This window comes from Aeromonas allosaccharophila (assembly GCF_000819685.1).
In the GTDB taxonomy this organism is placed as follows: Bacteria; Pseudomonadota; Gammaproteobacteria; order Enterobacterales; family Aeromonadaceae; genus Aeromonas; species Aeromonas allosaccharophila.
In genome coordinates this window covers 90,362-116,100 of record NZ_CDBR01000066.1, presented here as the reverse complement: position 1 = coordinate 116,100, position 25,739 = coordinate 90,362, and the positions used below count along the sequence as shown (strand labels likewise).

28 protein-coding genes and 5 tRNA genes are annotated in these 25,739 nt (G+C 58.6%); 6 read left to right on the top strand and 27 right to left on the bottom strand.

Annotated elements, in window-relative coordinates; all coding sequences use genetic code 11:
- Positions 1–111: 111 nt before the first annotated feature.
- From BN1115_RS12850 to BN1115_RS12820, 7 genes are all read right to left on the bottom strand, one after another.
- Positions 112–188, bottom strand: a tRNA-Val gene (locus BN1115_RS12850).
- Between the two features lie 41 nt (positions 189–229).
- A tRNA-Val gene (locus BN1115_RS12845) sits at positions 230–306 on the bottom strand.
- 109 nt (positions 307–415) lie between these two features.
- Positions 416–492: transfer RNA gene (locus tag BN1115_RS12840), tRNA-Val, on the bottom strand.
- A gap of 18 nt (positions 493–510) precedes the next feature.
- A tRNA-Val gene (locus BN1115_RS12835) sits at positions 511–587 on the bottom strand.
- A 12-nt stretch (positions 588–599) separates the two neighbouring features.
- A tRNA-Val gene (locus BN1115_RS12830) sits at positions 600–676 on the bottom strand.
- Between the two features lie 159 nt (positions 677–835).
- The gene (locus tag BN1115_RS12825) at positions 836–2,215 is read right to left on the bottom strand and encodes an MATE family efflux transporter (protein ID WP_042657451.1); all 1,380 of its coding nucleotides are present in this window, start codon (positions 2,213–2,215) and stop codon (positions 836–838) included.
- A 149-nt stretch (positions 2,216–2,364) separates the two neighbouring features.
- The gene (locus BN1115_RS12820) at positions 2,365–2,571 is read right to left on the bottom strand and encodes a YaeP family protein (protein WP_005345813.1); all 207 of its coding nucleotides are present in this window, start codon (positions 2,569–2,571) and stop codon (positions 2,365–2,367) included.
- Between the two features lie 133 nt (positions 2,572–2,704).
- On the opposite strand from BN1115_RS12820, the gene BN1115_RS12815 reads away from it, so the two are divergent.
- On the top strand, positions 2,705–3,316 hold the full coding sequence (locus tag BN1115_RS12815; RefSeq protein ID WP_042657450.1) for a riboflavin synthase: 612 nt from the start codon (positions 2,705–2,707) through the stop codon (positions 3,314–3,316).
- A gap of 140 nt (positions 3,317–3,456) precedes the next feature.
- Here BN1115_RS12815 and BN1115_RS12810 read toward each other — a convergent pair whose 3' ends face one another.
- The 7 genes from BN1115_RS12810 to BN1115_RS12770 all read right to left on the bottom strand — a co-directional run bounded on the left by BN1115_RS12810 (position 3,457) and on the right by BN1115_RS12770 (position 12,396).
- Complete coding sequence (locus tag BN1115_RS12810) at positions 3,457–6,513, bottom strand: efflux RND transporter permease subunit (protein WP_042657449.1); 3,057 nt, start codon at positions 6,511–6,513, stop codon at positions 3,457–3,459.
- Complete coding sequence (locus tag BN1115_RS12805; protein WP_042657448.1) at positions 6,510–7,619, bottom strand: efflux RND transporter periplasmic adaptor subunit; 1,110 nt, start codon at positions 7,617–7,619, stop codon at positions 6,510–6,512. Before BN1115_RS12805 ends, BN1115_RS12810 begins: the two co-directional genes overlap by 4 nt.
- A 71-nt stretch (positions 7,620–7,690) precedes the next feature.
- Positions 7,691–8,311, bottom strand: coding sequence for a TetR/AcrR family transcriptional regulator (locus tag BN1115_RS12800; RefSeq protein WP_208597760.1), 621 nt, complete (start codon positions 8,309–8,311; stop codon positions 7,691–7,693).
- Between the two features lie 526 nt (positions 8,312–8,837).
- Positions 8,838–9,041, bottom strand: a complete 204-nt coding sequence (locus tag BN1115_RS12790) for a CPXCG motif-containing cysteine-rich protein (RefSeq protein WP_042059056.1) — start codon at positions 9,039–9,041, stop codon at positions 8,838–8,840.
- 401 nt (positions 9,042–9,442) lie between these two features.
- Complete coding sequence (gene hxpB / locus BN1115_RS12780; RefSeq protein ID WP_042657444.1) at positions 9,443–10,102, bottom strand: hexitol phosphatase HxpB; 660 nt, start codon at positions 10,100–10,102, stop codon at positions 9,443–9,445.
- A 127-nt stretch (positions 10,103–10,229) separates the two neighbouring features.
- Positions 10,230–11,408 carry a formate-dependent phosphoribosylglycinamide formyltransferase gene (gene purT / locus BN1115_RS12775; RefSeq protein ID WP_042657443.1) on the bottom strand — a complete coding sequence of 393 codons (1,179 nt, stop codon included), beginning with the start codon at positions 11,406–11,408 and terminating at the stop codon, positions 10,230–10,232.
- 97 nt (positions 11,409–11,505) lie between these two features.
- The gene (locus BN1115_RS12770) at positions 11,506–12,396 is read right to left on the bottom strand and encodes a DMT family transporter (protein WP_042657442.1); all 891 of its coding nucleotides are present in this window, start codon (positions 12,394–12,396) and stop codon (positions 11,506–11,508) included.
- 226 nt (positions 12,397–12,622) lie between these two features.
- Between BN1115_RS12770 and BN1115_RS12765 the strand changes: the two genes are divergently transcribed.
- Complete coding sequence (locus BN1115_RS12765; RefSeq protein WP_042657441.1) at positions 12,623–13,210, top strand: FMN-dependent NADH-azoreductase; 588 nt, start codon at positions 12,623–12,625, stop codon at positions 13,208–13,210.
- A gap of 152 nt (positions 13,211–13,362) precedes the next feature.
- Here the strand turns inward: BN1115_RS12765 and BN1115_RS12760 are convergent, their stop codons facing one another.
- From BN1115_RS12760 to BN1115_RS12745, 4 genes are all read right to left on the bottom strand, one after another.
- Positions 13,363–13,542 carry a hypothetical protein gene (locus BN1115_RS12760; protein ID WP_042657440.1) on the bottom strand — a complete coding sequence of 60 codons (180 nt, stop codon included), beginning with the start codon at positions 13,540–13,542 and terminating at the stop codon, positions 13,363–13,365.
- A gap of 163 nt (positions 13,543–13,705) precedes the next feature.
- Positions 13,706–13,894 (bottom strand): DUF4250 domain-containing protein, encoded by a 189-nt coding sequence (locus BN1115_RS12755; RefSeq protein WP_042657439.1) that lies wholly within the window; start codon positions 13,892–13,894, stop codon positions 13,706–13,708.
- A gap of 2 nt (positions 13,895–13,896) precedes the next feature.
- Positions 13,897–14,361: a MarR family winged helix-turn-helix transcriptional regulator gene (locus BN1115_RS12750; RefSeq protein ID WP_005336856.1), complete on the bottom strand. Its 465-nt coding sequence runs from the start codon at positions 14,359–14,361 to the stop codon at positions 13,897–13,899.
- 170 nt (positions 14,362–14,531) lie between these two features.
- Positions 14,532–15,746, bottom strand: coding sequence for a UPF0149 family protein (locus BN1115_RS12745; RefSeq protein WP_042657438.1), 1,215 nt, complete (start codon positions 15,744–15,746; stop codon positions 14,532–14,534).
- Positions 15,747–15,978: 232 nt separating this feature from the next.
- Between BN1115_RS12745 and BN1115_RS12740 the strand changes: the two genes are divergently transcribed.
- Together BN1115_RS12740 and BN1115_RS12735 are read left to right on the top strand one after the other, a co-directional pair.
- Complete coding sequence (locus tag BN1115_RS12740; protein WP_231554908.1) at positions 15,979–16,857, top strand: CvfB family protein; 879 nt, start codon at positions 15,979–15,981, stop codon at positions 16,855–16,857.
- A 1-nt stretch (position 16,858) separates the two neighbouring features.
- Entirely contained in the window at positions 16,859–17,170 is a 312-nt protein-coding gene (locus BN1115_RS12735) for a DUF1289 domain-containing protein (RefSeq protein WP_042657437.1), read from the top strand.
- Positions 17,171–17,218: 48 nt separating this feature from the next.
- Here BN1115_RS12735 and BN1115_RS12730 read toward each other — a convergent pair whose 3' ends face one another.
- Complete coding sequence (locus BN1115_RS12730; RefSeq protein WP_005336851.1) at positions 17,219–17,542, bottom strand: HI1450 family dsDNA-mimic protein; 324 nt, start codon at positions 17,540–17,542, stop codon at positions 17,219–17,221.
- Between the two features lie 147 nt (positions 17,543–17,689).
- On the opposite strand from BN1115_RS12730, the gene BN1115_RS22885 reads away from it, so the two are divergent.
- A complete protein-coding gene (locus BN1115_RS22885; protein WP_019445852.1) occupies positions 17,690–17,818 on the top strand; it encodes a hypothetical protein in 129 nt (42 codons plus the stop codon).
- Positions 17,819–17,821: 3 nt separating this feature from the next.
- Here the strand turns inward: BN1115_RS22885 and mtgA are convergent, their stop codons facing one another.
- The 5 genes from mtgA to minC form a co-directional block, all read right to left on the bottom strand.
- The gene (gene mtgA, locus BN1115_RS12725) at positions 17,822–18,613 is read right to left on the bottom strand and encodes a monofunctional biosynthetic peptidoglycan transglycosylase (protein WP_042657436.1); all 792 of its coding nucleotides are present in this window, start codon (positions 18,611–18,613) and stop codon (positions 17,822–17,824) included.
- The gene (locus BN1115_RS12720; RefSeq protein WP_082034843.1) at positions 18,598–18,924 is read right to left on the bottom strand and encodes an HI1450 family dsDNA-mimic protein; all 327 of its coding nucleotides are present in this window, start codon (positions 18,922–18,924) and stop codon (positions 18,598–18,600) included. Before BN1115_RS12720 ends, mtgA begins: the two co-directional genes overlap by 16 nt.
- 197 nt (positions 18,925–19,121) lie before the next feature.
- On the bottom strand, positions 19,122–19,388 hold the full coding sequence (gene minE, locus BN1115_RS12715) for a cell division topological specificity factor MinE (protein WP_005336848.1): 267 nt from the start codon (positions 19,386–19,388) through the stop codon (positions 19,122–19,124).
- Between the two features lie 2 nt (positions 19,389–19,390).
- On the bottom strand, positions 19,391–20,203 hold the full coding sequence (minD, locus tag BN1115_RS12710; RefSeq protein ID WP_005336847.1) for a septum site-determining protein MinD: 813 nt from the start codon (positions 20,201–20,203) through the stop codon (positions 19,391–19,393).
- Positions 20,204–20,221: 18 nt separating this feature from the next.
- The gene (gene minC / locus BN1115_RS12705) at positions 20,222–20,929 is read right to left on the bottom strand and encodes a septum site-determining protein MinC (protein WP_042657434.1); all 708 of its coding nucleotides are present in this window, start codon (positions 20,927–20,929) and stop codon (positions 20,222–20,224) included.
- Positions 20,930–21,036: 107 nt separating this feature from the next.
- Between minC and BN1115_RS12700 the strand changes: the two genes are divergently transcribed.
- Complete coding sequence (locus BN1115_RS12700) at positions 21,037–21,315, top strand: YcgL domain-containing protein (protein ID WP_042657433.1); 279 nt, start codon at positions 21,037–21,039, stop codon at positions 21,313–21,315.
- Positions 21,316–22,183: 868 nt separating this feature from the next.
- Here the strand turns inward: BN1115_RS12700 and BN1115_RS12695 are convergent.
- The 3 genes from BN1115_RS12695 to ppnP all read right to left on the bottom strand — a co-directional run bounded on the left by BN1115_RS12695 (position 22,184) and on the right by ppnP (position 25,654).
- A complete protein-coding gene (locus BN1115_RS12695; RefSeq protein WP_042062664.1) occupies positions 22,184–23,554 on the bottom strand; it encodes an L-serine ammonia-lyase in 1,371 nt (456 codons plus the stop codon).
- Between the two features lie 275 nt (positions 23,555–23,829).
- Positions 23,830–25,215 carry an L-serine ammonia-lyase gene (locus tag BN1115_RS12690; protein WP_042657432.1) on the bottom strand — a complete coding sequence of 462 codons (1,386 nt, stop codon included), beginning with the start codon at positions 25,213–25,215 and terminating at the stop codon, positions 23,830–23,832.
- Positions 25,216–25,369: 154 nt separating this feature from the next.
- Entirely contained in the window at positions 25,370–25,654 is a 285-nt protein-coding gene (gene ppnP / locus BN1115_RS12685) for a pyrimidine/purine nucleoside phosphorylase (protein ID WP_042657431.1), read from the bottom strand.
- Positions 25,655–25,739: the final 85 nt, after the last annotated feature.

Genomic DNA, 25,739 nt, shown 5'->3' with positions numbered 1-25,739 from the left:
TTGGAACAAGGCTCTGCGCCATTGCCCGGTCGGTATTGAACGGATTGGCGGGGTAGGGGAGTGACTGGACAGAATGCAAAAAGCCCGCTCGATGAGCGGGCTTTTTTAATTTGGTGCGTCCTAGTGGATTCGAACCACCGACCCCCACCATGTCAAGGTGATGCTCTAACCAGCTGAGCTAAGGACGCAGGGCGCGCAATGCGACTTTTTAATGCTTGTTGCAGGAAAGTGGTGGGTTTAATTGGATTCGAACCAACGACCCCTACCATGTCAAGGTAGTGCTCTAACCAACTGAGCTATAAACCCACATCTGCGCTCAAATTGATTCGAACCAACGACACCGCATATGCCATGTCAAAGTAGTGTTCTGACCAACTGAGCTATAAACCCACATCTGCATTTCTTTCAAACTGAATGGTGCGTCCTAGTGGATTCGAACCACCGACCCCCACCATGTCAAGGTGATGCTCTAACCAGCTGAGCTAAGGACGCATAATCAGTGTTCTGTAATGGTGCGTCCTAGTGGATTCGAACCACCGACCCCCACCATGTCAAGGTGGTGCTCTAACCAGCTGAGCTAAGGACGCATCACAGCAAAGTGGTGGGTTTAATTGGATTCGAACCAACGACCCCTACCATGTCAAGGTAGTGCTCTAACCAACTGAGCTATAAACCCACTTTCTCTTACTTCACTACGCCAGCGCTGCTGACGTGGTCGGCATACTACCCATGCCCCCCAAGGCTGTCAACAGGCCATATGCACAAAGGAGACTGTTTGCCCAGTTCTTGCGCAGCCTGTTGATTTTGCAGGCGAGTTGTCGCTTCCCGTGCCCTGTTACTGGGCCCGTGACAGGGAGGTGCAGGCCTCCGGGGTAGCAAAACGGCCGTAGATGTAGCGCAATCTCGCCCCCAGCATCAGGGCGGCACTGGTGAGGCCGACGATAAAGCCAATCCAGAAGCCCTGCGGCCCCATCCGCGGTACCAGCCAGTCGGTCAGACCCAGGATCATGCCGGTGGGCAGCCCCAGTCCCCAGTAGGCGACGATGGTGACGTAGAAGATCGCCTGGGTATCCTTGTAACCGCGCAGCGCAGCGGCCGCGACCACCTGCACCGAATCGGAGAGCTGGTAGATGGCTGCGAAGAACAGCAAGGTGGCCGCCAGGGCGATCACCTGCAGGTCATCGGTATAGATGCTGGCGATGTGCTCCCGTAGCAGCACGGTCACCGTAGCGGTGAGTGCAGCGACACTCACGCCCAGCATAAGACCGGTGCGGGCGGCCACCCGGGCGTGATGGGGCTGGCCTTCACCGATGCTGTGGCCCACCCGGATGGTGACACCCACCCCGATGGAGAGTGGCAGCATAAAGACCAGACTGGAGAAGTTGAGCGCAATCTGGTGGCTCGCCACCGTTTCGGCGCCAAAGGGGGCCAGCATCAGCGCCACCACGGCAAACAGGGTCACCTCGCAGAAGATCGCCATGGCGATGGGGAAGCCCAAGCGAAACAGGCGCCAGATTTGGCTGCCGTTGGGGCGAGCCAGCTGGGAGAAGAGACGGATCTCGGTGAAGTGACGGGAGAGCTTCACATAGAGGATCATCGCCAGCAGCATGGCCCACAGTACGATGGCGGTGGCCACACCACAACCCACCCCGCCCAGTTTCGGCATGCCGAAGTGGCCGTGAATGAAGATGTAGTTGGCGGGAATATTGACCGCCAGCCCGACAAAGCCGATCACCATGGTGGGCATGGTGTGGGAGAGCCCTTCGCTGAAGTTGCGCAGCACCTGGAACATCGCAAAGGCGGGCAGGCCCCACAGAATGGCATGCAGATAGCCGCTGGTCTTGGCGGCCATCACCGGCTCCACATCCATAAATTGCAACGCCAGCGGGCTGTAATAGAGCGCGATCATTGCCAGCGGTGTGACGATCAGTGTCAGCCAGAAGCCCTGATGAACGGCCGGGCGCAACTCTTCCCGTTTGCGAGCACCGTTAAGCTGGGAGACGATGGGGGTCAGCGCCATGATGATGCCCTGCACCAGCAGGATCACCGGTAGCCAGAAGCTGGACGCCACCGACACGGCCGCCAGATCGACCGCGCTCACCTGTCCCGCCATCACGGTATCGACGAAGTTCATGGCGACCTGGGCCACCTGGGCGACCAGAATGGGGCTGGCTAGACGGACGAGCTGCTTCGCCTCGGACCAATAACGTTGCACTGACACCTCCGAGTGGATCAGATAAGAGTAAAAAAGAGCGGAAATCGGGAAGAGCCTTTGCACTTTCGGACGAAAGTGCAAAGGGTGGGGGAGGCATTCTAGCCTGAAATTCATCCAGGACGAAATAGTTGCCGCCCCGGGGGGCAGGATCAGGCGTCTTCGTGATCGCTGATCAGCAGGTTGGCCGCGGCATAGGCAGCCTGCTCACGCAGTTCGGCGGGTACCCGCTCATCGGCGGCTACCGCGTTGAGAGCGCGGATGGTGGCGGCAATGGCGTTTGGCACATAGCCCTGCTCGCCGGAGCCGATCTGGTTATAGGCGATGCGAATAGCTTCACAACATTGATATACCTGCATTTCTTTTTTCCTTGTTTACCCGGATGTGAACGGCGTCACTATAGCGATCGGGCGCAAGCTTGTCAGCCGGTACCCTTGTCTCACTCTCTGCCCGAGGTTAACCTGCCCTTTTTGCCGTCGCAGGAGACGAGAGATGTTCACTGGCATAGTGCAGGGGACCGCCGAACTGGTGGCCATCGAGCAGCAACCCAACTTCCGTACCCATGTGATCCGCATGCCGAGCCCGGCGTGGGGGGAAGGGCTGGCCCTCGGTGCCTCGGTTGCCCACAACGGCTGCTGCTTGACCGTCACCCGGGTCGAGGGGGCGCTGGTCAGCTTCGATCTGATGCAGGAGACCCTGCGCCTCACCAACCTCGGCCTGTTGCAGGTGGGGGACAAGGTCAATGTGGAGCGGGCCGCCCGCTTTGGTGATGAGATCGGCGGTCATGCCATGTCCGGTCATATCATCGGCATGGCAGAGGTCACCTCGGTGATCGACACCCCCAACAACCGTCAGGTGTGGTATCGCCTCGCCCCCGAGTTGATGAAATATGTGCTGACCAAGGGCTACATCGGCATTGATGGCATCAGTCTGACCATCGGTGAGGTGCGCGAGCGGGAGTTTTGCGTTCATCTGATCCCCGAGACCCTGGCCCGCACCAACCTCGGTTGGGTCAAGGCGGGTTGGCAGACCAATATCGAGATCGATCCCCAGACCCAGGCCATCGTCGATACCGTGGAGCGGGTGCTGGCGGCGCGCCAATAGTGGTATCACCGCCCTGGCACTGTGCCGTGTCAGGGCGGTGAGCGCGCATCTCATTTGTATCTGCCTGCTCGAAGAGGCATCGATAACCTTCAGCACCAGGACGGGGTTTATCTCATTCCAACGTTTTGCTGATCCCTGTTTCAACCAGGCTGGATCCTGGACCAGATGGAATACATGGCGGGCAGGAACACGAGCGTCAGGATCGTGCCCGCAAAGGTGCCGCCGATCAGCGTGTAAGCCAGCGTTCCCCAAAACACCGAATGGGTTAGCGGAATAAAGGCGAGGATCGCCGCCAACGCAGTCAGAATGACCGGACGAGCACGCTGCACGGTCGCTTCAACGAGCGCATGGAAAGGGTCTAGCCCGGCCTGCTCGTTTTCACGGATCTGCCCGATCAATATCAGCGTGTTGCGCATCAGGATGCCCGACAGTGCAATCAGGCCAACCAGCGCATTGATGCCGAAGGGCTGCTGGAACAGCAACAGTGTCGGCACCACGCCGATCAGACCCAGCGGACTGGTCAGAAAGACCATGACCATGCCCGCCATCGAGCGCACCTGCAGGATGATGATGAGCAAGGTGATGGCCAGCATGATGGGGAAGACTGGCAACATGGCCGCCATTGCCTTGCCTGACTCTTCGATGGATCCGGCCTCTACGATGCTGTAACCAGCTGGCAGCGCAGCGATGAGGGGTTGCAATTGCCGGGTGATCGCCGTCGATACGTCTGGCGGCTGCAAGTTTTCGGCGATATCACCCCGTACCGTGATGGTCGGTACCCGATCGCGTCGGCGCATGACCGGCTCTTCCATGCGGACATCGACCTTGCCCACTTGCGACAACGGGATCCGCTGTCCATTGGCTCCAACCAGTGTGAAATCGCCAATTCTGGCCGGATCGAGCCGGTTGTTGCCCGCCGATCGCGCAACGACCTGTACCGTGCGAATGTCTTCCCGCACCGCAGTGACCGGTATGCCGCTGAGCAGGAATTGCAGTTGCTGTGCCACCGAGCTTGAGTTCAGCCCCAGCGCTTGCAGTCGATCCTGTTGCAAAGTGAAGTGCAGCGTCGGCACGCGGGCTCCCCAGTCAGTGTTGACCGTGCGCATCAGTGGACTGGCGTGCATGATCTGTTGCACGTCAGCCGCAATGTTGCGCAGCACAGCCGGATCCGGTCCTGCCACCCGGTAGGCCACAGGGAAGGGCGAGTAGGGGCCGAACACCAGTTGGGTGACGCGAACACGTGCCTCGGGGGCCAGTCCCTCGGCAATGGCTTGGCGTAGTCTTAGTTTTAACGCTTCGCGTTCGTTCTGGTTGTCCGTCCGTACCACTATCTTGGCAAACGACGGATCGGGCAGCTCAGGTCCCATCGAGAAAAAGAAACGGGGAGCACCCTGGCCGATGTAGGCGGTGACGATCCTGGCCTCCTCCTGCCTGGCCAGCCAGGCTTCCACCTTGTCTGCCGCCAAGCTGGTCTGGGTAATCGAGGTGCCATAGGGCATCTGTACTTCGATCAGGACTTCAGGGCGGTCCGAGATCGGGAAGAACTGCTTCTTCACCATGCTCATACCCAGCACCGATGCGACGAACAGCGCGCTCACCGAGCCTGCCACGAGCCACTTGCGGGCGATGACGTTGCCCAGCAGTTTGCGAAAGCGGTGATAGTACGGCGTGTTGTAGAGAGCATGGTGGCTGCCTGCGACTTTCTTGACATCGGGTAACAGCTTGACCCCGAGGTATGGCGTGAACACCACGGCCACTACCCAGGAGGCAATCAGCGCGATGCCGACGATCCAGAACATGTTGCTGGTGTACTCACCCGCCGAGGAGCGCGCAAAGCCATTGGGCATGAATCCGACGGCCGTGACCAAGGTGCCAGAGAGCATGGGCGCTGCGGTGTGACTCCAGGCGTAAGCCGACGCCGCGATACGGTCATAGCCCTCTTCCATTTTCACCACCATCATTTCGATGGCGATGATGGCGTCATCCACCAGCAACCCCAGGGCCAGGATCAGTGACCCCAGGGTGATGCGGTCGAAGTTCTTGCCGGTCGCGAGCATCACGGCAAAGACCACAGCCAGCGTCAATGGCACGGCCGCGGCGACCACGACACCAACACGCCAGCCCATGCTGACAAAACTCACCAGCATGACCACGAGTACCGCCGCGAAAAACTTGATCATGAACTCATCGACCGCCGAACTGATGTTGATGGCCTGGTCGGTCACCTTGCTCAAGCTCATGCCCAGCGGTTGCTCGGCATTGATAGCGGTGATTTCGTTATCCAGGGCTTCGCCCAGATTGAGCCCGTTCCAGCCGTCGCGCATCACGACCCCCAGCAGCAGCGCAGGTTCACCGCCGTTGCGGATGAGCAAGGTCGCCGGATCTTCATAACCCCGTTTCACCGTTGCGATATCAGATAGCGTCAGCGTGCGTCCCTGCGCCACGACGGGGGTGTCGCGTATTTTTTGCAGCTCGTCAAAGGCGCCGTCCAGGCGAATGAACACCTCTGGTCCCCTGGTTTCGATGGCGCCGGCTGGCGTCAAGGCATTCTGGCCGTTCAGGGCTGCGAACACGTCTTGCGGGCTGATGCCTAACGTGGCCAGGCGCTCATGGGAAAACTCGACATAGATCCGCTCGGACTGCTCGCCAACGATGTTGACCTTCTTCACCCCGGGCACATGCAGCAAGCGCTGGCGTAGCATTTCCGCATCCCGGACCAGCTCACGCTGCGGTACGCCCCTTGCCTTGAGTGCGAACAGGGCAAAGGTCACATCGGCATATTCATCGTTGAGAAATGGCCCCATCACGCCGGGTGGCAGATTGCGCACTTCGTCGCCGACCTTTTTACGGGCTTGATAGAACTCATCCTGTACTTGCGACGGCGGGGTGCTATCCAGCAAGGTCAGCGTGGTGAAGGCCAGCCCCGGACGGGTGTAGGTTTCGCTGCGGTCATACCAGCGCAGCTCCTGCAGTCGCTTTTCGATCTTCTCGGCGACCTGATCTTGCATCTCCTGCGCAGTGGCGCCGGGCCAGGCGGTGATGATGGTCATGACCTTGATGGTGAATGAGGGATCCTCGGCCCGCCCCAGTTTGAAGAAGGCCGTGACCCCGCCCAGCGAGATCAGCAGGATCAGAAACAGCGTGATGGCGCGTTCGCGTACCGCAAGCGCCGACAGATTGAAGCGGCGTTCGCTCATGGGCGTGCATCCTCTGTTGTCACATCGGCAGAGGGGGCGAGCGTGCGTACCAACTCCCCTTCATGGAGCAAGTGCGCACCCATGGCGACCACCAGATCGCCTTGCTTGATATGGCCTGCAACGCGGGCAGCGTCACTGCCAAGGTTCAACACCGTAATAGGGCTCCATGAGACCCTTGTCGGTTGGCCGTGGACACGCCACACGCCAGGGCCTTTACCGGTATCGAACAAGGCGCTGACCGGGATCTGAATGCCCGCAGTTGCCGCAACCGGATCCTCGGTCAGATGGAGGGTAACCGTGGAGCCCAAAGGTGCATTTTGCAGTGAACCCGTCAGCACATATCGTGCTTCAAAGGTGCGAGTGCTCGGGTCTGCTGCGTCCGACAGCTGCCTTAACGTTGCCGCCGATGTGCCATCGCGCCTTCCGAAGAGTGTTGCCTGACCCAGGGATCCCAATGGCGGGCGCAATATTTCTGGCAATTGAATGACGGCTTCACGCGCCCCCGCGTGGGCAATGCGCACAACGGCTTGTCCGGCATTAACGACTTGCCCAGGCTCCACCAGCGTTGCGATTACGGTGCCATCAACATCGGCGATCAGATCTGTATAACCGGTGGAATTACGGGCCACAGCCGCTTGTGCTTCAGCGGCTCGCAGTTCGGCTTGGGCTGTCTCCATCATCGCCTTGGCCTGATCGTAAGTGGCAACAGAGATCGCACCTGTGCCGCGTAAATTTCGGTAACGGATTTCATCTTCCGCGGTTTGTTTCGCTCTTGCTCTGGCCGCCGCAACGAACGCCTGTTGTGCGTGTGCGGCGAGTTTCAAATCAACAGGGTCAATACGCATCAGCAGTTGACCCTGTTTAACGGTTTGCCCTGTGTCTACGAGGCGTTGCTGTACCTTGCCAGAGACACGAAATCCCAAGTCACTCTCAACGCGAGCTGCGACGACCCCGGTAAAAGAGCGTGATCCAACCTCAGCATCATGGACCGTGACGGTGCGCACCAGCGGTACTTGCGTACGTGGATCAGATGGTTGTTGCTCACCACAAGCCGTCAGGGCCAGCGGTAGCGAAGTGATAATTGCAAGTATGCGGTGACGAGACATACACAAGCCTCCATGAAGAACGGTTCAGGAGGCAATGTAATTCAAGTGACCAAATTGATCAATGGTCACTATTATGGTGCGAGGCTGCGCAGCACCAGGTTAGACAACTGGGTCGGTGCCTTGTCAATGCAGTCGAAGTTGTGTTGCAGCATGAGGGGGTTTAAATAGGGCCTCATAACAAGATAAATTGCCGCAGTTATTTCATCCAACGGGGTTTTTCGCTCAAAGTCACCGGTTTTACGCCCCTCCAGCAGGATATCTTGCAGTAATGTCTGGATGTTCTGCTCATAGACGAGGGTGGCTTGCCAGCGTTCTGCTGCGGCTGAAGCCGCTATTTCATAGAGATTTCGATCAGCGGAGAACAACCGACAACTTGCCTTGATGATCTCTTGAAACATCCGGCGCAGCTTCTCGGGCGGCTGATCAACCTGTTCAATCGCTCTTCGAACATCCTCCTGGATTTCATCGAGGCAGTTTGCACAAATACTCTCGCCAATCGCCTGCTTGGATGCGAAGAATTTGTAAATGTATGCCTTTGAAAATCCGATTGATTTTGCCAAATCAGACACTGTGGTCTTGCCATAGCCGTAGCGGCGGAAATGCTCGGTGGCTGCAACCATAATCTGATCCCGTACATCGTGATCAACAGGGCCTCGATTCAGCGCAGGAGTGCTGTTTTCTTCACTCATCATCTTTCTCTCTGACTGCCATACAGGGGATTTGGAATGTTAACGCGCCATAGTCAGATTGACAACGAGTGACCAATTTGAGATTTGGTTTTGGTTGTTATCTGCAAGTGGTTATCTGCAAGTGGTTATCTGCAAGTTGTTATCTGCAATAAGAATATGTTTCCAAAATACTCTTCATCACGTTTGCAATGGTCAGCTTGCTGACAGGCAGTGTTGATGGGCCTGACGATACCCTTCGGCACTCTCCGCTTTTGGGCAAGTTATAGGGGCAGTTCTCCCGAGCAACCAGTGAGGAGGATGAGAAACGCAGCTGGCAACCGACAGGGGCTTGACCTGCGCAGCAAGAAGGCGAGAGGAATACGGCAAGAGCGGTGGGAGGCGCTTCGGACCAACCTGCAGCACTGGCAGCAAAGCGATTCAAAAGCTAATAAAAACAATGCCAGCCAGACTTGACTGACTGGCATTTTACCCGTTGGGTTGCCTGTGTTCCGGACATCGACTGTTCAGGACCATTGTTCAGGACATAGATTCAAAACATCTGCTCGTCGTCCGCATCCACAAACAACTGCAAACAGTCGCGGGCTTCGTCGCGATGGAGCCGCAGATGGATCGGATTGCAACAGGCCATGCAATCTTCGTAGAACTCCTGATCACCCTGGCTGGCATCCAGCTCGACCATGGTGTGGTGGCCACAGTGGGGGCAGACGATGCGCTTGCTGGTGTACTCGATCATGATAACCTCCTCGGGCCCTGGGGCCGCCTATCTACCCTGATTCTAGTCGGGCTGAAGGGGGTTAACCGCGAGCAAACGCACGTTTATGACAGAGATCAAGCCAGAGAGATGACCGATTGCGACTGATTGGGCGGGTCGTGTGTGAGAGGGGGAATCTGGTTGCGAATGACCGGTGAAAAGAGGGGATTGCCAATGGTTGTTTGGCAATCACAGGGGGCTGGATGCCCCCTGTGAGCATGAGAATGTGTGTGCTAAGAGGCGCCGGGAGGCGTTACTTGACCCAGCTGGCCAGAATCTCGCTATTGAGCTCGGCCAGTGAGCGGAGCTGGTAGTTGGCGATGGCCAGACGCGGATCTCCGACCAACGCCGGGTACATGGAACGATCAGCGCCTCTCGCTGGCTTATTTGACCCAGCTGTCCAGCATCTCGCTATTGAGTTCGGCCAGTGAGCCGAGCTGGTAGTTGGCGATGGCAAGGCGTGGGTCGCCGACTAAAGCAGGATCCGGCACGATCAGCGCGGTCATGGAGGCCGCCTTGGCTGCCAGCAGGCCGGTGAAGCTGTCCTCGATGGCCAGACAATGAACCGGTTCCACCCCCAGCTTTTCGGCGGCGTGGATATAGACATCCGGGTGCGGTTTGCCGAAACGCTCGATTTCCGCGGAGTGAACCGCCATAAAGCGATCGCGAATGCCGAGTTTGCCGAGCACCGCCTCTGCCATGGCAAAGGGGGATGAGGTGGCCAGACCCACTTTCAGCCCGCGCGCTTCGATAAGGTCGAGCGCGTCCAGCACACCGGCTTTGGCCTGACCTTCGCTCAGAATGAGGGCGTTGACCCGATCCAGAATGCGCTGTACCACCTCTTCCTGGGTCGGGCCGCTCCACGGGCGCAGGCGATACCAGTGGGCGACCAGCTGATCGATGCGCACGCCGATGGTCGATTCACAATCCTCGACGGTGTGGGGGTGACCCAGTTCGGAGAAAACGGCGATCTGGGCACGTTGCCAAAATGGTTCCGAGTCGATCAGAACACCATCCATATCGAAGATCACGGCAGCTAACATCTTGTACTCCTGACAAATTTGAAGAGGGGATTATAAGCCTGACGGGGAAATGCAAAAGGGGCATTGCCATGCCCCTTGCGCCCGATCACATCGGCAAACGTTTGTTTTGCTGTGGCAAAAAAAGCCCTTAGAACATCACCTCGACCCTGGCGGCCACGGCTTTGGCGTTTTCCACCGCATCCTGGCAATCCTCTGCGCGGGCCAGCGCCACGCCAAGACGGCGGCGACCGGCGATCTCCGGTTTGCCAAACAGCCGCAGCTGGGCGCCCGGCACCAGCGCCAACGCCTCGCAAATCCCCTGATAGCGGATATTCTGGCTGTGCCCTTCGCGCAGCACCACGGCAGATGCGCTCGGCCCGTACTGGGTGATGGTGCCAACCGGCAGCCCCAGAATGGCGCGCACATGCAGGGCGAATTCGGAGAGATCCTGCGAGATCAGGGTCACCATGCCGGTGTCGTGGGGGCGGGGTGAGACTTCGCTGAACCACACCTCGTCGCCTTTGATAAAGAGTTCGACCCCGAACAGGCCGTAACCACCGAGGGCTTCAACCACCTTGGCGGCCACCTCTTTGGAGCGGGCCAGCGCCAGCTCGCTCATCGCCTGCGGCTGCCAGGATTCGCGGTAGTCGCCATCTTCCTGCCGGTGGCCGATCGGCTCGCAGAAGTGAATGCCATCGATGGCGCGTACCGTGAGCAGGGTGATTTCGTATTCGAAGGGGACGAAGCCTTCGACGATCACCTTGCCACGACCGGCGCGACCACCCTCCTGGGCGTAAGTCCAGCTGTCATCGATCTTGACGAGATCGCGCAAAACGCTCTGCCCTTTGCCGGATGAACTCATCACCGGTTTCACCACGCAGGGCAGGCCGATGGCCTCGACGGCGGCGACAAACTCCTCCTTGCTCTGGGCAAAGCGGTAGGGGGAGGTGGGCAGACCCAGGGTCTCGGCGGCGAGGCGGCGGATCCCTTCCCGATTCATGGTGAGCTGGGTGGCGCAGGCGTTGGGCACTACCTTGACCCCCTCTTGCTCGAGAGCGGCCAGGGTATCGGTGGCGATCGCTTCAATCTCGGGGATGATGAGGTCGGGGTTAACCTCGGCAACCAGGGCACGCAGTGCGTTGCCATCGAGCATGTCCAGCACATGGGCTGCGTGGGCCACCTGCATGGCGGGGGCATTGGGGTAGCGGTCGGCGGCGATCACTTCGATCCCGAACCGTTGCAACTCGATGGCGACCTCCTTGCCAAGTTCGCCGGAGCCCAGCAGCAGGGCACGGGTGGCACCGGGGCGGGTTGCGGTTCCAAACATACGATCTCTCCTGATGTCGTTGGTCACTGTTGATGGCCGCTATTGCACACGTGATTGCGGGAATAGCGGGCAAAAAAAGAGGCACGCATGGCGTACCTCAGGAAACGGGTTTGTGAGCGCGCTGCTCCAGATGGGTCAGCAAGGTAATGGCGCCAATGATGATGGCGGCGCCAAGCCACAGACGGCCGGGGGGCGCCCAGCCAAATACCAGCCAGCCAGCCAGCACGTTCATCGGCAGCTTGGCAAAATCGAAAGGCTGTACGAAGGAGGCCTCCGCCACGCTGTAAGCGCGGGCGATGGACATCTGGGCCAGCGCCGTCAGCACGCCGGAGGCGGCTACCAGCAGCCATTGGCTCTCACTCGGCCACTGCCACTCCGGCAGCGCCAGCATGACGTTGAACGGGGTGCTGAAGATCAGCAGGTAGACCACTATGGTGTGGGATGATTCGTTGGCTGCCTGATAGCGCACCATCAGGGAGTAACCGGCCCAGAACAGCGCCGCCGCCACCGGCAGCAGGGAGGCCCAGTTGAATTCGTCAGTCCAGGGGGCGAGGATCACCATGGCACCGGCAAAGCCCGCCAGGGTGGCCAGTATGCGGGCGCGGCTCACCTGCTCCTTGAGCAGCAGGGCAGAACCCAGGGTGGCAAACAGCGGTGAGGTCATCAGCAGGGCGATCCCCTGCCAGATGGGGACGGGGAACGCCAGTGCCCAGAGCCAGAGCTGGATGCCGACTACCGCCAGCAATACCCGCAACAGGTGCAGCCGGAACTGATTGGTCATCAGGGATTGGCGCAAGCCGTGACGAACCAGCCAGGGCAGCAGGCAGACCAGGGCGATCAGGTATTGATGGAAGGCGACCTGGGTAGAGGCAAGGCCGAGTTTGAAGCTGACATACTGGCTCAGGCTGTTGACGGCGGCGAAGCAGAGTCCTGCCACCATCATCCAGACTGCACCGGCCAAAGGAGAGTGCCTGCGCGAGGGTATCATGGGATCCGGGTCGCTGGAAAAAAGTGCGGCGGATCATAACGGCAATCGTTTGTTCTGCCAAGGGTTGAAGCGCGGCCGCGAGGCTGGCTGGCGAGGAAATGGCCTTGCATCAAAAATTTTGAACAAGTTGAGCATCTATTTTCGCTATCAGCAAATAAGCACAATGTTTAGAGTGACCTCCATCGACAGCAACGCTGTTCAACCGACAACCAAATGGAGTTTCACCATGGCCAATATCCTCGTACTCAAATCCAGCATCCTGGGTCAATATTCCCAATCCAACGCCCTGATCGACGGTTTCCTGGCTGACCATCAAGATGATGCCGTCACCGTGCGGGATCTGGCCGCCCTCAACCTGCCGGTACTGGATGGCGAGCTGGCCTCCGGCCTGCGCGGTGGTGATAACCTGAGCGAACGTCAGCTGGCGGTGATCGCCCAGTCCGACGAGCTGATCGCCGAACTCAAAGCGAGCGATCTGGTGGTGATTGCTGCCCCTATGTACAACTTCAACATCCCGACCCAGCTGAAAAACTGGATCGATCTGGTGGCTCGCGCCGGTGTTACTTTCCGCTACACCGAGACCGGCCCGGTCGGCATGGTTGAGAATACCCGTGCGCTGGTGATCAGCCCCCGCGGCGGCATGCACGTCGGCAGCACCACCGATCTGGTGACCCCCTACATGCGTACCGTGCTCGGTTTCATCGGTATCAAAGAGGTGGATTTCATCTACGCCGAAGGGATGGGGATGGGGCCGGATGCCCAGAGCAAGGGGATGGAAGCAGCCAAGGCGCAGCTGGAAACCCTGGCTATCTAAGGGCTCTATAACAAGGAAAGGGCTTTCTCTTTAAGAGGTAGCCCCGCCAGATACCACAACGCAGCCATCAGGCTGCGTTTGTTTTTTGGTTCGATGTATTGCTACAAAGAGTATCGCGGCAAGCGACCCATCTAAAAGCTCTGGCGGAGTCACTACTCCATCATAAAACGGCGACAACCACGCACCAGCAGCATTGCCACCGCGACCAGCAGGCCAAGCAACAGGGTGGTCAGCCACTGTTCGGTGCTTTGCGGCAATTGGGGCGTGAAGAGGCTGATCATCAACAGAGTACATAGCGTGATCAACAGGCTCTGTCGGGTCATCAATATCATGGGGTCATCCTTGGTTTGCTCACCTGAAACGATGTTAATGCCCTCTTGTGACAGGGTGATGTATCCGTGCATCACCCTGTTGGGGCTCTTCAGACCATATCAGGTTTTTACCGCAGAGCCAGCGCCATCACTGGCGCTGTGATCCCGATCCCGCTACCTATCCTTATCTGAACTGTTTCTGCGCTGGTTGGTAGTGAAAATCGCCGCTGGCGAGTCGCGCTTTCAGTGCTTCCTGATCGATCTCCTGCGCCTTGCAGAGATCATCCAGATCGTCATAGCGATCACGCAGCTGCATATTGACGACGCTCAGCAGCATGTTGATATCCATGGTGGCGAACTTTTTCAAATCCATGATCACTTCTCCCGATCCAGCGATTGCAGTTGCTCGATGGCGGCGCTGACGCTGTGCAGATGCTGGCGGATCGCCTCGCGGGATTCGCTCGGCAGATAGTCGGTCAGGGTATGTTGCCAGCTGCCAGCTTCACTCTTGAGCTGCAGGAAAAGAGCGAGACCGGCATTGGTGAGGGAGACCAGGCTGATGCGTTTGTCTTGCTCGCTGCTCTCGGTGAAGATGATCCCTTTTTCGACCAGGCGGCGGATCTCGCGGGAGATGCGCACCTTGTCCATGCCGCTCGCCTCGACCAGCTCTTTCTGGCTGATGGGGTAGTTGGGGCCGAGCACCATCATCAGGCGCCATTGCGGCACGGTCAGCTGGTAACGTTGTTCATAAAACTGTTCGAAGGTATCCCGTAGCATCTCGGCGGCATGTACCAACTGATAGGGCGGGTAGTGAGCGAGTAACGCTATGATTTTTGACATATTACACCCTGCTGTGACGGCTGCATCAGATGCAGTTTCTTTTGATACTTTGACATTGATGATACGAAACTCAAGCTGATTTGTCTGACCCGGTTGCGATGAAATGTGCGGTGGCGCACGCCCTCAAGGAAAAACCGGGTCTGACCGACGGGATTTTAAGCCATCGTTGTTCAGCCTTTACGCAACCAGATGAGGGCATTCTGCTTGAGCCAGGCCTCGCGGGTGTGCAGGGCGTAGAGCGCGGCCTCATCACGGCTGCCCGCTTGCCAGCTCTGCGGCTCCTGTTTGGGCAGCTTGCGCTGACCCAGCAGGCAGGCCGGAATGTGCGGGTTGGCCTCGATGGCGACCATCAAGTGGGGCTTGGCCGCCTCGGCACCCTCGGTGGCAAAGACCATCAGCGCCTTGTTATAGAGCAACCAGCTGGAAGCTTCATCGAAGCGCACCAGCAGGGCGGCCAGCGCCTGCCAATCCCCTTGCAGTGCATAGAGGGTGGAGAGGTTGTAGCGGCAACCCGGTTCGTCGGCTACGCAGATTGTCAGCAGCGCCAGATACTCCGCTTTGGCTTCACCCAGTTTGCCAAGGCGCAACAGGCAGTCGGCGCGGCCGGCTCTGGCGGCCAGCAGAGGGCGCAGTTCGGGGGCACTCCAGCCGTGGCCGGCGATTTGTTGCCAGAAGGCTTCATCAAAGAGCGGAGTGGCATCGGCGATGATCTTCTCGAACCAGCCGAGGCGGGCCTGATGATCGCGGCAGCTGTCGGCCAGCTCGAACCAGCTCTGCCACTGCTGGGCCTGCTCGCCATTAAGGGCGACATTAGCGCTGGGGGCGGCCTGATACTGGTCGAGGTTGAGCAACTGGTTGAGGGCGGTTTTCATGTTCTGGCGCTGGCGTTTGCAGAACTCGACAAAGGGGAGTTCGCTGGCGGCGGCGCTATAGAGCATCTGGGCCATCTGTTTGTCGCGAAACAGGCTCAGCTCGGCGGCCAGACTGAAGCGGTACTGGGTAGTCGGGTCGTTCAAATCCTTCGGCTTGGGCCAGGTGGCAAAGCCCTGGCTGAAACCGTAGCACCACTGACCGAGGGGATGGCTCTGCTCGAACACCTGCTCCGGGTTATCGCTGGGCAGGCGGCATTGGCTAGGCAGAGCCAGCTGGGCGTCGTCGGCCTGGGCTTCCAGCTCGGCGATCAGGTGGTTGAGGGCCTCTGCACTCTTCTCATCCAGCTCGGCATCCTGTTCCAGCAAACCAGCCAGCGGGCGTTGCCAGTCAGGGCTTGTCGGCCCCAGCAGACGGGCACAGAGAAAACCGTGCAGGGCCGGGTAGGTCATGTCTTGCTGGCTGTGGCTCTGGATCCATTGATTGAGCAGGCGGGTACGAGTGGATGGGTTCATCGACAGTTCCTCTGGATTTGAACAGCCGCGAAGTCTACCTAAAAGTGGGGTTATTTGCAGTAAATGGCCGCCTGTTTGGCGATTTAATCACCATTGGCGGGTAAGATAGCGGCGAAATGGCGGCCCTTGGTGGCTTGGGGACTAGGCCAGATCACCGCTCTTGAGGTAACATGCGCGCCCATAGGGGCCATGGATCAGTTGGCCCATCCGGGTAATGAAAAAAGAGAGCACCATGATACAGATTGGCAAGATGAACACCCTCACCGTCGTTGAACTCGAAGACCGTGGCGCCTGGCTTGCGGCCGATGAATACGGTGAACTGCTGCTGCCCAAGCGTCAACTGCCGGAAGGGGTGAAAGAGGGGGATAGCGTGCAGGTCTTCCTCTATCTGGATGCCGATTGCGAGCCGGTGATCACCACCGACAAGCCATTTGCCATGGTGGACGAATTTGCCGGTCTGAAAGTGGTCAATGCCAACAAGATTGGTGCCTTCCTCGACTGGGGCATGAAAAAGGATCTGTTCGTGCCCAGCCGCGAGCAGAACAAGCCGATGCAGGTGGGCCACGTCTATCTGGTGCGTCTGCAACTGGATAACGAAGGGCGCATGGTTGGCACCAGCCGCATCGAGCGTTTCCTGACCCCGGCCGGCAGCAATTTCAAAGTCGGTGACGAAGTGACCGCGCTGCCGGGTGAACACTCGCCCCTTGGCATCAAGGTGATCGTCAACGGCCAGTATCCCGGCATGCTGTTCAAGAACGAAGTGTTTGGCCGGGTGATGACCGGTCGGCCGCAAACTGCCTGGGTCAAGCAGGTGCGCGAAGATGGCAAGCTGGATCTGACCCTGCAAAAACCGGGTCTGGCGCGGGTCGATGACGCCGGTGAGCGCATTCTGAGCCGGATGAGAAAGCAGGGCGGCAGCCTGGCGGTGGGTGACAAGAGCGAACCCGAGCTCATCTACAAGCTGTTCAGCATGAGCAAGGGCACCTTCAAGAAGGCGATCGGCGGCCTCTACAAGCAGGGCAAGATTGTCATCGAAGATAACGCCATCACCCTGACCGATGCCGGTGCCGCGCAGGCGCAAGCAGGCGAACAGGCGCAGGATAGCGAATAAGATGCCGAGCCCCTGTGTTGGCCTCTGCAAGGCGAAAGATGGGCTTTGCCTTGGTTGTGGCCGCACCCTGACCGAGATTGGTCACTGGTCGGCGATGGAGAGCAAGGCCCAGCTGGCGGTGATTGCCGAGCTGAATGGCTCGAGAAGCACCCACCGCTGTCCGGGTTGTGGCGAACCGGCCTATTGCGCCGTCTCTGCCGGTCAGACCATAGCCCAGTGCTGGTGCAGTCAGTTGCCGGTATTGCCGATGCAGGAGGCCAGCGCCTGCTGGTGCCGCCGCTGTCTGGCCAAGGCCATCGCGGCGCAGGATTAGCAGAAACACGAGAGCACAAAAACAACAAAGGCGCCGATGGCGCCTTTTTTATGCCTGCTGCTGGCGATGCCAGCGCACATGCACTTGATCTTCAGTCAGCAGACGGGGCAGCAGGAAGGTGGCGAAGATCACCTCAAACTCATCCTGATGATCCAGCAAACCGACCCACACTTCGACCCAGCGCTCCATATCGACCGGCTCACCCAGCTCGGTCGACCAGTCGGCATTGGGCAGGGTTGCCTCCACGGCGCCACGCTGCTCAAACTCCAGGGTGATGTCGACTATTTGTTCGGGGGCCAGCATATCGGCGGCCTGCTCAAGAAACTGATCATAGGCCCATTCGACCAGCTGATCCGGGGTACGCTGTTCCATGAAATCACTCCAGATACATCGAGGTTCGCTACTGTAACAATTATTGGCAGTGGCGGCCAGACCAGTGCGCCTAGCGTGCCTGGCCTGTCCAAGTTGCCATTGGGGGAGTATGGTTAAGGCGCGGATCATCTGGCAGGGAGTGAGGGGATGAAACAGCGGGGACGGCGGCAACAGATCAAGCGACGGCGCGAGGCCTGGTGGTGGCACTATCTGCCGCTCCACCGCGAGACGGTGGGCGGTCATCTGGGCCCACCGGAGAAACCCGATGAGCCCTGAGGATCAGTCGGCCTGATGCACCCGATTGAGGGTGATCTGGCCCAGTTGCCCCATCTGGCGGCGGATCCAGACCGAGCGCTTCTGCACATAGGGCGAAGGGGGCTTGACCCGATAGCGCCACGGATTGGGCAGGGCGGCGGCCAGCAGGGATGACTCGTAGCGAGTCAAGCGGCTGGCCGGTTTGCCAAAATAGGTGCGGGCGGCGGCTTCGGCGCCATAGATGCCGGGGCCGAACTCCACGATATTGAGATAGACCTCGAGAATACGGGCCTTGTCCCACCCCAGCTCCATCAGCAGGGTAAACCAGGCCTCCAGCCCCTTGCGCAGGAAGCTGCGATCACTCCACATAAAGAGGTTCTTGGCGGTCTGCTGGCTGAGGGTGCTGGCGCCGCGCACCCGCTCGCTGTGCTGGTTGTGCTTGAGCGCGGCGTTGATGGCATCCATGTCAAAGCCGTTGTGCTCGGCAAAGCGCTGATCCTCGGCGGCGATCACCGCCAGTTGCAGCTCTTTGGAGATGGACTCCAGATCCACCCACTCATGGCGCACCTCGGTGATCTTGGCAGGCGGAAACAGGGCCCGCTCGATACGCCAGCTCCACATCGGCGGATCGATAAAACGCAGTAAGGCGACCGAGCCGACCGAGCAGAGCAGCCCGGCCAGCGCGATCTTGCCTGCCCACCTCAGCACCCGGCGGCCGAGCGATGCAGATGGGCGCTCGGGGGCCACGGCGTCAGGGTCTGACGCCCACTGATAGTGGCTGGGATCATCGGGATCCGGAATTATTGGGGCAGCCATTCGATGTGGCAGAACTTCTCGTCAACACGGCGGGAGAGCAGCATGCGGGCAAACAGGTGCTCATACTCTTGTTCTTCGTTACCAAGGCCAACCCAGATCTCGGCATAGTCGGTGTCGCTCACCGCAAAACCCACGTCCGCTTCCCAGTCATCGGCCGGGTCGGTTTCGGCCAGCAGGCCGCGGTCGTTGAACTCCTGATTGAAGCGGGCGATCTCCTGCTCCGGCAGGTTGTCAGAGGCCAGCTCCATAAAGAGTCCGAGGGCGGTATCGAGCAGTTCCTCGACGCTGTGCATTTCGTCATTCATAGACATAAGCGGTCTGTTCCAGAAAAGAGAAAAAGGTGCCGACGCAGGTCACTGACTGCGGGGCGGCGCTATTCTAGCGGTCGGCAGGCCCCTTGGCGAGATGAGGCGAGCCGCTGTGGCCTGTTTTTGTGCCAATAAAAAACCGGATCCAGTGACAGGATCCGGTCTTCATTGGGGGAAGGGGTCACGCATAGGGCGTCAGCTCATCCCTTCTTGTCATCGGCGAAGGTGATGTTGAGCTCCAGTACCGACAGCTCATCACTCTTCTGATCCAGTTGGACGGTTATCTTCTCCGGATCAATGTTGACGTATTTGCGGATCACATCGAGGATATCCTGCTTGAGCTGGGGCAGGTAATCCGGCCCCCCTCTGGATGAACGCTCGTGAGCAACAATGATCTGCAACCGCTCTTTGGCCAGTTGTGCGGTGTTCTGTTTCTTGTTGGAACGAAAATAATCCAATAATGACATGTTTAACTCCCGAACAGTCGGCTAAAGAAGCCCTTCTTCTCTTCTTCCAGAAAACGAAATTCCTTGGCATCACCGAGCAGGCGGGACACCGCATCTTCGTAGGCCTGACCGGCATCGGACTCCTTGTCCAGAATGACCGGTTCGCCGGAGTTGGAGGCGCGCAGCACCGCCTGGGACTCCGGGATCACCCCGAGCAACGGGATGGCTAGGATCTCCTGCACATCCTGTACGCTCAGCATGTCGCCGCGGTTGACGCGGGTCGGGCAGTAGCGGGTCAGCAGCAGGTGTTCCTTGATGGGGTCTTCGCCACGTTCGGCGCGACGGGACTTGGAGGCCAGGATGCCAAGGATGCGGTCGGAGTCACGCACGGAAGAGACTTCCGGGTTGGTGGTGACGATAGCCTCGTCGGCAAAATAGAGCGCCATCAGCGCGCCCGCCTCGATCCCCGCCGGGGAGTCGCAGACGATGTAATCGAACTTCATCTCCGCCAGCTGATCCAGGATCTTCTCGACCCCCTCACGGGTGAGGGCATCTTTGTCCCGGGTCTGGGAGGCGGGCAGGATAAACAGATTTTCCGAGCGTTTGTCCTTGATCAGCGCCTGATTGAGGTTTGCTTCCCCGTTGATGACGTTGACGAAGTCATACACCACGCGCCGCTCGCAGCCCATGATGAGATCCAGATTTCTCAGACCGATGTCAAAGTCAATGACCACTGTCTTGTGACCACGCTGGGCTAAGCCGGTGCTCAGGGCCGCACTGGTTGTGGTCTTGCCAACGCCACCTTTACCCGATGTAACGACTATGATTCGCGCCATTCTCGCTTCCTTGTAACTCTATTTGATACGGTCTATTCGGAGTTGTTCGTTGTCCAGCCGGACGTGTACCGGTTGCTGGATCAGGCCTGCCGGCAATGCATCGCTCAGCTGGAATGTGCCCGCGATGGAGAGCAGCTCGGCCTGTAATTGCTGGCAATAGATCCGGGCCTGGGTGTTGCCCCGGGCACCGGCAATGGCTCTGCCACGCAGGGTGCCATAAATATGAATGCTGTCGTCGGCGAGCACTTCGGCTCCCGGACTGACGGACCCCAGCACCACCAGTGAGGTGCCGGCGGCGTAAATCTGCTGGCCGGAACGAACCGGTCCCACATGTACCTTGCTCGGGATCAAGGGGGCGGGTTCGGGCTCGGGAACCACCTCAGGGGCGACTGGCGCGGGGGCCGGCTCGCTCTTGCGACTCTTGCCCGAGGCCATCACGGCCAGTCCCACCGCCTTGGCGGCCGTCTTCATCTCTTCGCTGCGCGCACCCGTGATGCCGACCAGCACAAATTCTTCGGACTCCACCAGCTCCTTGAGCTGTTCGAAATCGGGAATATGTTCCAGTCGGGAAACATTGATCACCAGCGGCGCACAATTAAAAAAGTAGGGTGCCTGGGCCACTTTTTCGGCCAACAACTGACGTATCCGCTCAGGCTCGCCATCGCTGATATGCAACACAGAAATAGTGAAGGTGGTCCCTTTCAATTCGTTATCGCGCTCAACCATGAATCTTCCCCGAGGCAGAGATGCTAATCCGTTATTGTTATTCAATTCCTGATGTTATAGTTTGCCCCCATCAGAGGCAATAAACTCGTCGGATTATATCAATTTCCATGTTGTGTGCAGTCTATAAAAGTCGCAAAAAAGCCGAGACCTACCTTTTTGTTGAAAAAAGAGAGGATTTCTCCCGTGTTCCCGAGCCATTGCTGAGCGCATTCGGGCGTCCCGAGCTGGTGCTGATGACCAAGCTGGACCCGGCCAAGCCCTTGGGGCTGGCTGATGTCGGCAAGGTGATGGCTGCCCTGGCCAGCCAGGGTTTCTACCTGCAGGTGCCGCCCCCTCCCGAGAATTTGCTGGAACAGCACAAGGCCAGCCTGAAAAAACCATCCTGAATATCCAGCCCCGTGGTGTGTTCTGCCGAGCGGGGCTAATTCTTTGTGACTCTGCATGACGCATTCCTGGCTCGGCGAGGTGGTTGGCGATAATCCCGTGACCGGATCTGGCGAAATTAAACCCTCCCTTTGGTGATATTCACTTTTCGCTGTTTAAATAGAAAGTCAATCTACCCTCAACACCATATCGTCAACCTTTGCTGGCGCTCACAAAAATAGCGAGCAGCGCGTACTCATATCCTCCATTTCAACGGCTACTGGCTCATTCATCGATTATTTTCAGCCCCTTCCTTGGGATCTCTTTTTGGCCTCCGCTGCGCGATGAGTTGTCCATAAAATGGGGCGCCAAAAGGGGCGATGATAACTGCGCTAAACCAGGTTTGTGCGATGATTTGTGGCCGAAACGATAAGCTAACCCCCTGTTTGTGCTCTGGATTGTTTGCCCTTATTAAGAAGAGCAATCTGCATCCGCCACATAACAGGCAATCAGCGCCGTGGGCGCCGGAGGATAATCCGCGAGTGTGAGCGGTAACCACGTGTTGCCAAATAAGGGGATGCCAAAGGAGCGGATATGGGGTTGCGGGGTCATCCCGATATGGGTCAGTTGGCAAACGGTGGCTGGGGGAAAAGTGCGGGTAACGATTTTTTGAAGGGGGCAGAACGCCGCTTTCAATGCAGTGGAATGATGTAATCAAGGCATGCCATCAGAGAGGCATTTAGACAAGGCAACCAGCATTGCGGTGGCGTAGCAGGTTCGTGTGAGCGATGCTGTGCCGTGAAATGATCGGTATAAGGTGCCTTGGCATCCCTTTCGGGAAATAAAAAAGGCGGGATATCCCGCCTTTTTTCAGATGAGGGTCGCAACCCTTTATTCGCAAGCAACCTGCATCACCTTGATGGCCAGGCCACCACGGGAGGTTTCACGGTACTTGGAGTCCATGTCCTTGCCGGTGATGTACATGGTCTCGATCACCTTGTCCAGGGAGACGCGCGGCTGGGAGGTACGACGCAGGGCCATACGGGAGGCGTTGACCGCCTTCATGGCTGCGATAGCGTTACGCTCGATGCAAGGCACCTGTACCTGACCGGCAACCGGATCACAGGTCAGACCCAGGTTGTGTTCCATGCCGATTTCGGCGGCTTCACAGACGTGCTCCGGGCTACCGCCCATCAGCTCGGTCAGGCCGGCAGCGGCCATGGAGCAGGAGACACCCACTTCACCCTGACAGCCCACTTCGGCGCCGGAGATGGAGGCGTTCATCTTGTAGAGGATGCCGACGGCACCGGCAGCCAGATAGAAACGGGTGTACTCGTCGCGGCCAACCGGCTGGATGAACTTGTCGTAGTACGCCAGTACGGCCGGGATGATACCGGCGGCGCCGTTGGTCGGGGCAGTGACCACGCGGCCACCGGCCGCATTCTCTTCACTGACTGCCAGCGCGAACATGTTGACCCAGTCAACGATGTTCATCGGGTCGTTGGAGAGGTTCTCGTTGGTGTTGAGCTGGCGGTAGAGCGGAGCGGCACGACGGGGTACGCGCAGCGGGCCGGCCAAGACACCTTCGGTGCGGCAGCCGCGCTCGATACCTTCGCGCATGGTGTTCCAGATCTTGCCGAACTTCTTGTAGATCTCTTCCGGGGTGTTGAAGCACTTCTCGTTCTCCAGCATCAGGGCGGAGATGGAGAGACCGGTCTGGCTGCAGTGGGCAACTAGTTCAGCTGCGCTCTTGAACGGATAGCGCACGGACATGTCGCCGCTGTCAGCCTTGCCGAAGTTCTCTTCGTCAACGATGAAGCCACCACCGATGGAGTAGTAGGTCTTGCTGTAAACCACTTCATCTTCGATCAGGGCGCTCAGCTTCATGCCGTTTTCGTGCAGCGGCAGGGCTTCGTCATGGAATACCATGGCATCGCGCGGGAAGCTGACGGTGTGGCAGTGCAGGCCGATCGGCAGGCGCTCGGTCTGTTCAACACGGGAGATAAATTCGGGGATCGCATCGATATCGACATTTTCCGGCAGGTTGCCGGCCAGGCCCATGATGATGGCGGTGTCGGTATGGTGGCCTTTGCCAGTCCAGGAGAGGGAGCCGTAGACATCGACATTGATCCGGGTTACATCGCGGATCTTGCCGCCCGCGCGCAGCTCGTCAACAAACTGTTTGGCCGCTTTCATCGGGCCAACAGTGTGGGAAGAAGAGGGGCCTACACCGATTTTGAAGATATCAAAAACGCTGATCATGTCACTATTACCTCAGGGTAGAAGGGGGCGGCATGCCCACTCACAGAAATTTGGGAGATCCATGGGACGCGCTTGTCAGCGCAGGTCACAGAACCAGATAACCGTAGTGTAACGGCTCCAGACCTAAAAAAAGTTGAAATAGATCTATTTTTGTTGAATCTGAGGCGCGAGTATAAAATTTATTTTTGTGCTTATCCATTTTGTTAAGCGTTTGCCCATAAAAATACCCGGCGATGCCGGGCATTTCGGAACCAAATGGAGTCAATTACCGTTTTTTAACATTCGGTAATGTTAACGGCGAGGCCGCCACGGGCCGTCTCCTTGTATTTGGTCTTCATGTCGTTGCCGGTCTCCCACATGGTCTTGATCACCTTGTCCAGCGACACCTTGTGCTCGCCGGTGCCCCGCAGGGCGAGGCGGGCGGCATTGATCGCCTTGACCGCTCCCATGGCGTTGCGCTCGATGCAGGGCACCTGCACCAGTCCGCCGATGGGATCGCAGGTGAGCCCGAGATTGTGCTCCATGCCGATCTCGGCGGCGTTCTCCACCATGGCCGGGCTACCGCCCAGCAGTTCGGTCAGCGCCCCGGCGGCCATGGAGCAGGCGACACCCACTTCCCCCTGACAGCCCACTTCGGCCCCGGAGAGGGAGGCGTTCTTCTTATATAAGATGCCGATGGCGGCGGCGGTGAGGAAGTAGCGCACCAGGGTCTCGTCATCCACCTTGTGGACGAAGCGATCGTAGTAGTGCAGCACGGCGGGGATGATGCCCGCGGCGCCATTGGTGGGGGCGGTCACCACCCGGCCACCGGCGGCGTTCTCTTCGTTGACGGCCAGCGCAAACAAGTCGACCCACTCCATCACCATCAGCGGATCCTTGTTGAAGTTGGTCTCGCAGCTGAGTTGGCGAAACAACCCCGGGGCGCGGCGCCGCACCTTGAGGCCGCCCGGCAGCACCCCTTCGCTCTTACAGCCCCGCTCGACGCAGCCCTGCATCGCCAGCCAAATCTTGCGCAGTCCCGCTTTTATCTGCTCATCGCTGCGAAAGACCCGCTCGTTGGCAAGGATCAGCCCCGAGATGGAGAGGCCGCTCTCCTGACAGTGGGCCAGCAGTTGCGCGCCGCTGTCGAACGGGTAGGGGACCGGATGTTCGGCATCCGATTTGGCGGCTTCCTCCTTGGCTGTAGCGAAGTGGCTCTCTTCGATGATGAAGCCCCCGCCGATGGAGTAGTAAGTCTGGCTAAACAGCTGCTTGTTGTCGGCGGCAAAGGCGCGCAGGGTCATGCCGTTGGTGTGGGCTGGCAGGGTCTTGCGGCGGTTGAAGAGGATGGCACCGCTGCGGGGGAAGTGGCTTGGTTGCTCGCCCGCCAGCAGCAGGCTCTGCGCCTGATCTATCTGGGCCAGCAGATCCGGAATGGCATCGATATCGACCGATTCGGGTTCAAAGCCAGACAGTCCCAGCATGATCGCCTTGCCGGTGCCGTGCCCTTTGCCGGTCTGGCCGAGCGAACCGTAACACTCCACTTCGACCCGCATGACGTGCGGCAGATGGCCTTGTAGCTTGAGCTGCTGGACGAAGGCATAGGAGGCACGCATGGGGCCAACGGTATGGGAAGAGGAGGGGCCAATCCCGATGGAAAACAGGTCAAACACGCTGATCATGACATCAATCCGGTGATGGTTTATGTCTGTTTATTCTAGGATTTTTGCTGTGGATGGAAAGCGGGGATGTGCGGTGCTGTGACATGGGCACAGATAATGTGACAGGCGGTTGCCAAAGAAGGTTGAAGGGGCTGCCCCCCTTCAACCGGCCGGATCAGTCGAGAAATTCGCACAGATAGGCGGTGGGGGTTTTCACTGCCAGCTTGAAGGAGGAGTGACCCGCGACCAGGAAGGATTCACCCTGATTGTAGGTGTGCCACTCATCTTCATCGGCCAGCTGGATGGTGAGGGCGCCCTTGATCACCGTCACCCGCTCGGGGGCGGCGGTGTTAAACTGGTAGTCACCGCTGTTCATCACCCCAATGGTCGATTTCTCGCCTTTTTGTTCGAAACCGATGGATTTTACATTTCCGTCGAAATACTCGTTAACTTTCAGCATCTTTACATCCCTGTGTGTACGTTTGTGCAGCCAAGCTAGCACAATCTTTTGCCAGTTGTCATGGGGGATGAGGTAAAAATCGCCG

What these genes read in the sequence shown, in the direction of transcription:
- BN1115_RS12690 (WP_042657432.1), bottom strand. Translation starts at nt 25,215, where the DNA reads ATGATCAGCGTGTTTGACCTGTTTTCCATCGGGATTGGCCCCTCCTCT.
- ppnP (WP_042657431.1), bottom strand. Translation starts at nt 25,654, where the DNA reads ATGCTGAAAGTTAACGAGTATTTCGACGGAAATGTAAAATCCATCGGT.
- BN1115_RS12700 (WP_042657433.1), top strand. Translation starts at nt 21,037, where the DNA reads ATGTTGTGTGCAGTCTATAAAAGTCGCAAAAAAGCCGAGACCTACCTT.
- BN1115_RS12815 (WP_042657450.1), top strand. Translation starts at nt 2,705, where the DNA reads ATGTTCACTGGCATAGTGCAGGGGACCGCCGAACTGGTGGCCATCGAG.
- minD (WP_005336847.1), bottom strand. Translation starts at nt 20,203, where the DNA reads ATGGCGCGAATCATAGTCGTTACATCGGGTAAAGGTGGCGTTGGCAAG.
- BN1115_RS12820 (WP_005345813.1), bottom strand. Translation starts at nt 2,571, where the DNA reads ATGCAGGTATATCAATGTTGTGAAGCTATTCGCATCGCCTATAACCAG.
- BN1115_RS12805 (WP_042657448.1), bottom strand. Translation starts at nt 7,619, where the DNA reads ATGTCTCGTCACCGCATACTTGCAATTATCACTTCGCTACCGCTGGCC.
- BN1115_RS12735 (WP_042657437.1), top strand. Translation starts at nt 16,859, where the DNA reads ATGCCGAGCCCCTGTGTTGGCCTCTGCAAGGCGAAAGATGGGCTTTGC.
- BN1115_RS12745 (WP_042657438.1), bottom strand. Translation starts at nt 15,746, where the DNA reads ATGAACCCATCCACTCGTACCCGCCTGCTCAATCAATGGATCCAGAGC.
- minE (WP_005336848.1), bottom strand. Translation starts at nt 19,388, where the DNA reads ATGTCATTATTGGATTATTTTCGTTCCAACAAGAAACAGAACACCGCA.
- BN1115_RS12750 (WP_005336856.1), bottom strand. Translation starts at nt 14,361, where the DNA reads ATGTCAAAAATCATAGCGTTACTCGCTCACTACCCGCCCTATCAGTTG.
- BN1115_RS12730 (WP_005336851.1), bottom strand. Translation starts at nt 17,542, where the DNA reads ATGGAACAGCGTACCCCGGATCAGCTGGTCGAATGGGCCTATGATCAG.
- BN1115_RS12810 (WP_042657449.1), bottom strand. Translation starts at nt 6,513, where the DNA reads ATGAGCGAACGCCGCTTCAATCTGTCGGCGCTTGCGGTACGCGAACGC.
- BN1115_RS12720 (WP_082034843.1), bottom strand. Translation starts at nt 18,924, where the DNA reads ATGTCTATGAATGACGAAATGCACAGCGTCGAGGAACTGCTCGATACC.
- BN1115_RS12755 (WP_042657439.1), bottom strand. Translation starts at nt 13,894, where the DNA reads ATGGATTTGAAAAAGTTCGCCACCATGGATATCAACATGCTGCTGAGC.
- minC (WP_042657434.1), bottom strand. Translation starts at nt 20,929, where the DNA reads ATGGTTGAGCGCGATAACGAATTGAAAGGGACCACCTTCACTATTTCT.
- BN1115_RS12770 (WP_042657442.1), bottom strand. Translation starts at nt 12,396, where the DNA reads ATGATACCCTCGCGCAGGCACTCTCCTTTGGCCGGTGCAGTCTGGATG.
- BN1115_RS12790 (WP_042059056.1), bottom strand. Translation starts at nt 9,041, where the DNA reads ATGATCGAGTACACCAGCAAGCGCATCGTCTGCCCCCACTGTGGCCAC.
- mtgA (WP_042657436.1), bottom strand. Translation starts at nt 18,613, where the DNA reads ATGGCTGCCCCAATAATTCCGGATCCCGATGATCCCAGCCACTATCAG.
- BN1115_RS12800 (WP_208597760.1), bottom strand. Translation starts at nt 8,311, where the DNA reads ATGATGAGTGAAGAAAACAGCACTCCTGCGCTGAATCGAGGCCCTGTT.
- purT (WP_042657443.1), bottom strand. Translation starts at nt 11,408, where the DNA reads ATGTTTGGAACCGCAACCCGCCCCGGTGCCACCCGTGCCCTGCTGCTG.
- BN1115_RS12760 (WP_042657440.1), bottom strand. Translation starts at nt 13,542, where the DNA reads ATGATATTGATGACCCGACAGAGCCTGTTGATCACGCTATGTACTCTG.
- BN1115_RS12740 (WP_231554908.1), top strand. Translation starts at nt 15,979, where the DNA reads ATGATACAGATTGGCAAGATGAACACCCTCACCGTCGTTGAACTCGAA.
- BN1115_RS22885 (WP_019445852.1), top strand. Translation starts at nt 17,690, where the DNA reads ATGAAACAGCGGGGACGGCGGCAACAGATCAAGCGACGGCGCGAGGCC.
- BN1115_RS12695 (WP_042062664.1), bottom strand. Translation starts at nt 23,554, where the DNA reads ATGATCAGCGTTTTTGATATCTTCAAAATCGGTGTAGGCCCCTCTTCT.
- BN1115_RS12765 (WP_042657441.1), top strand. Translation starts at nt 12,623, where the DNA reads ATGGCCAATATCCTCGTACTCAAATCCAGCATCCTGGGTCAATATTCC.
- hxpB (WP_042657444.1), bottom strand. Translation starts at nt 10,102, where the DNA reads ATGTTAGCTGCCGTGATCTTCGATATGGATGGTGTTCTGATCGACTCG.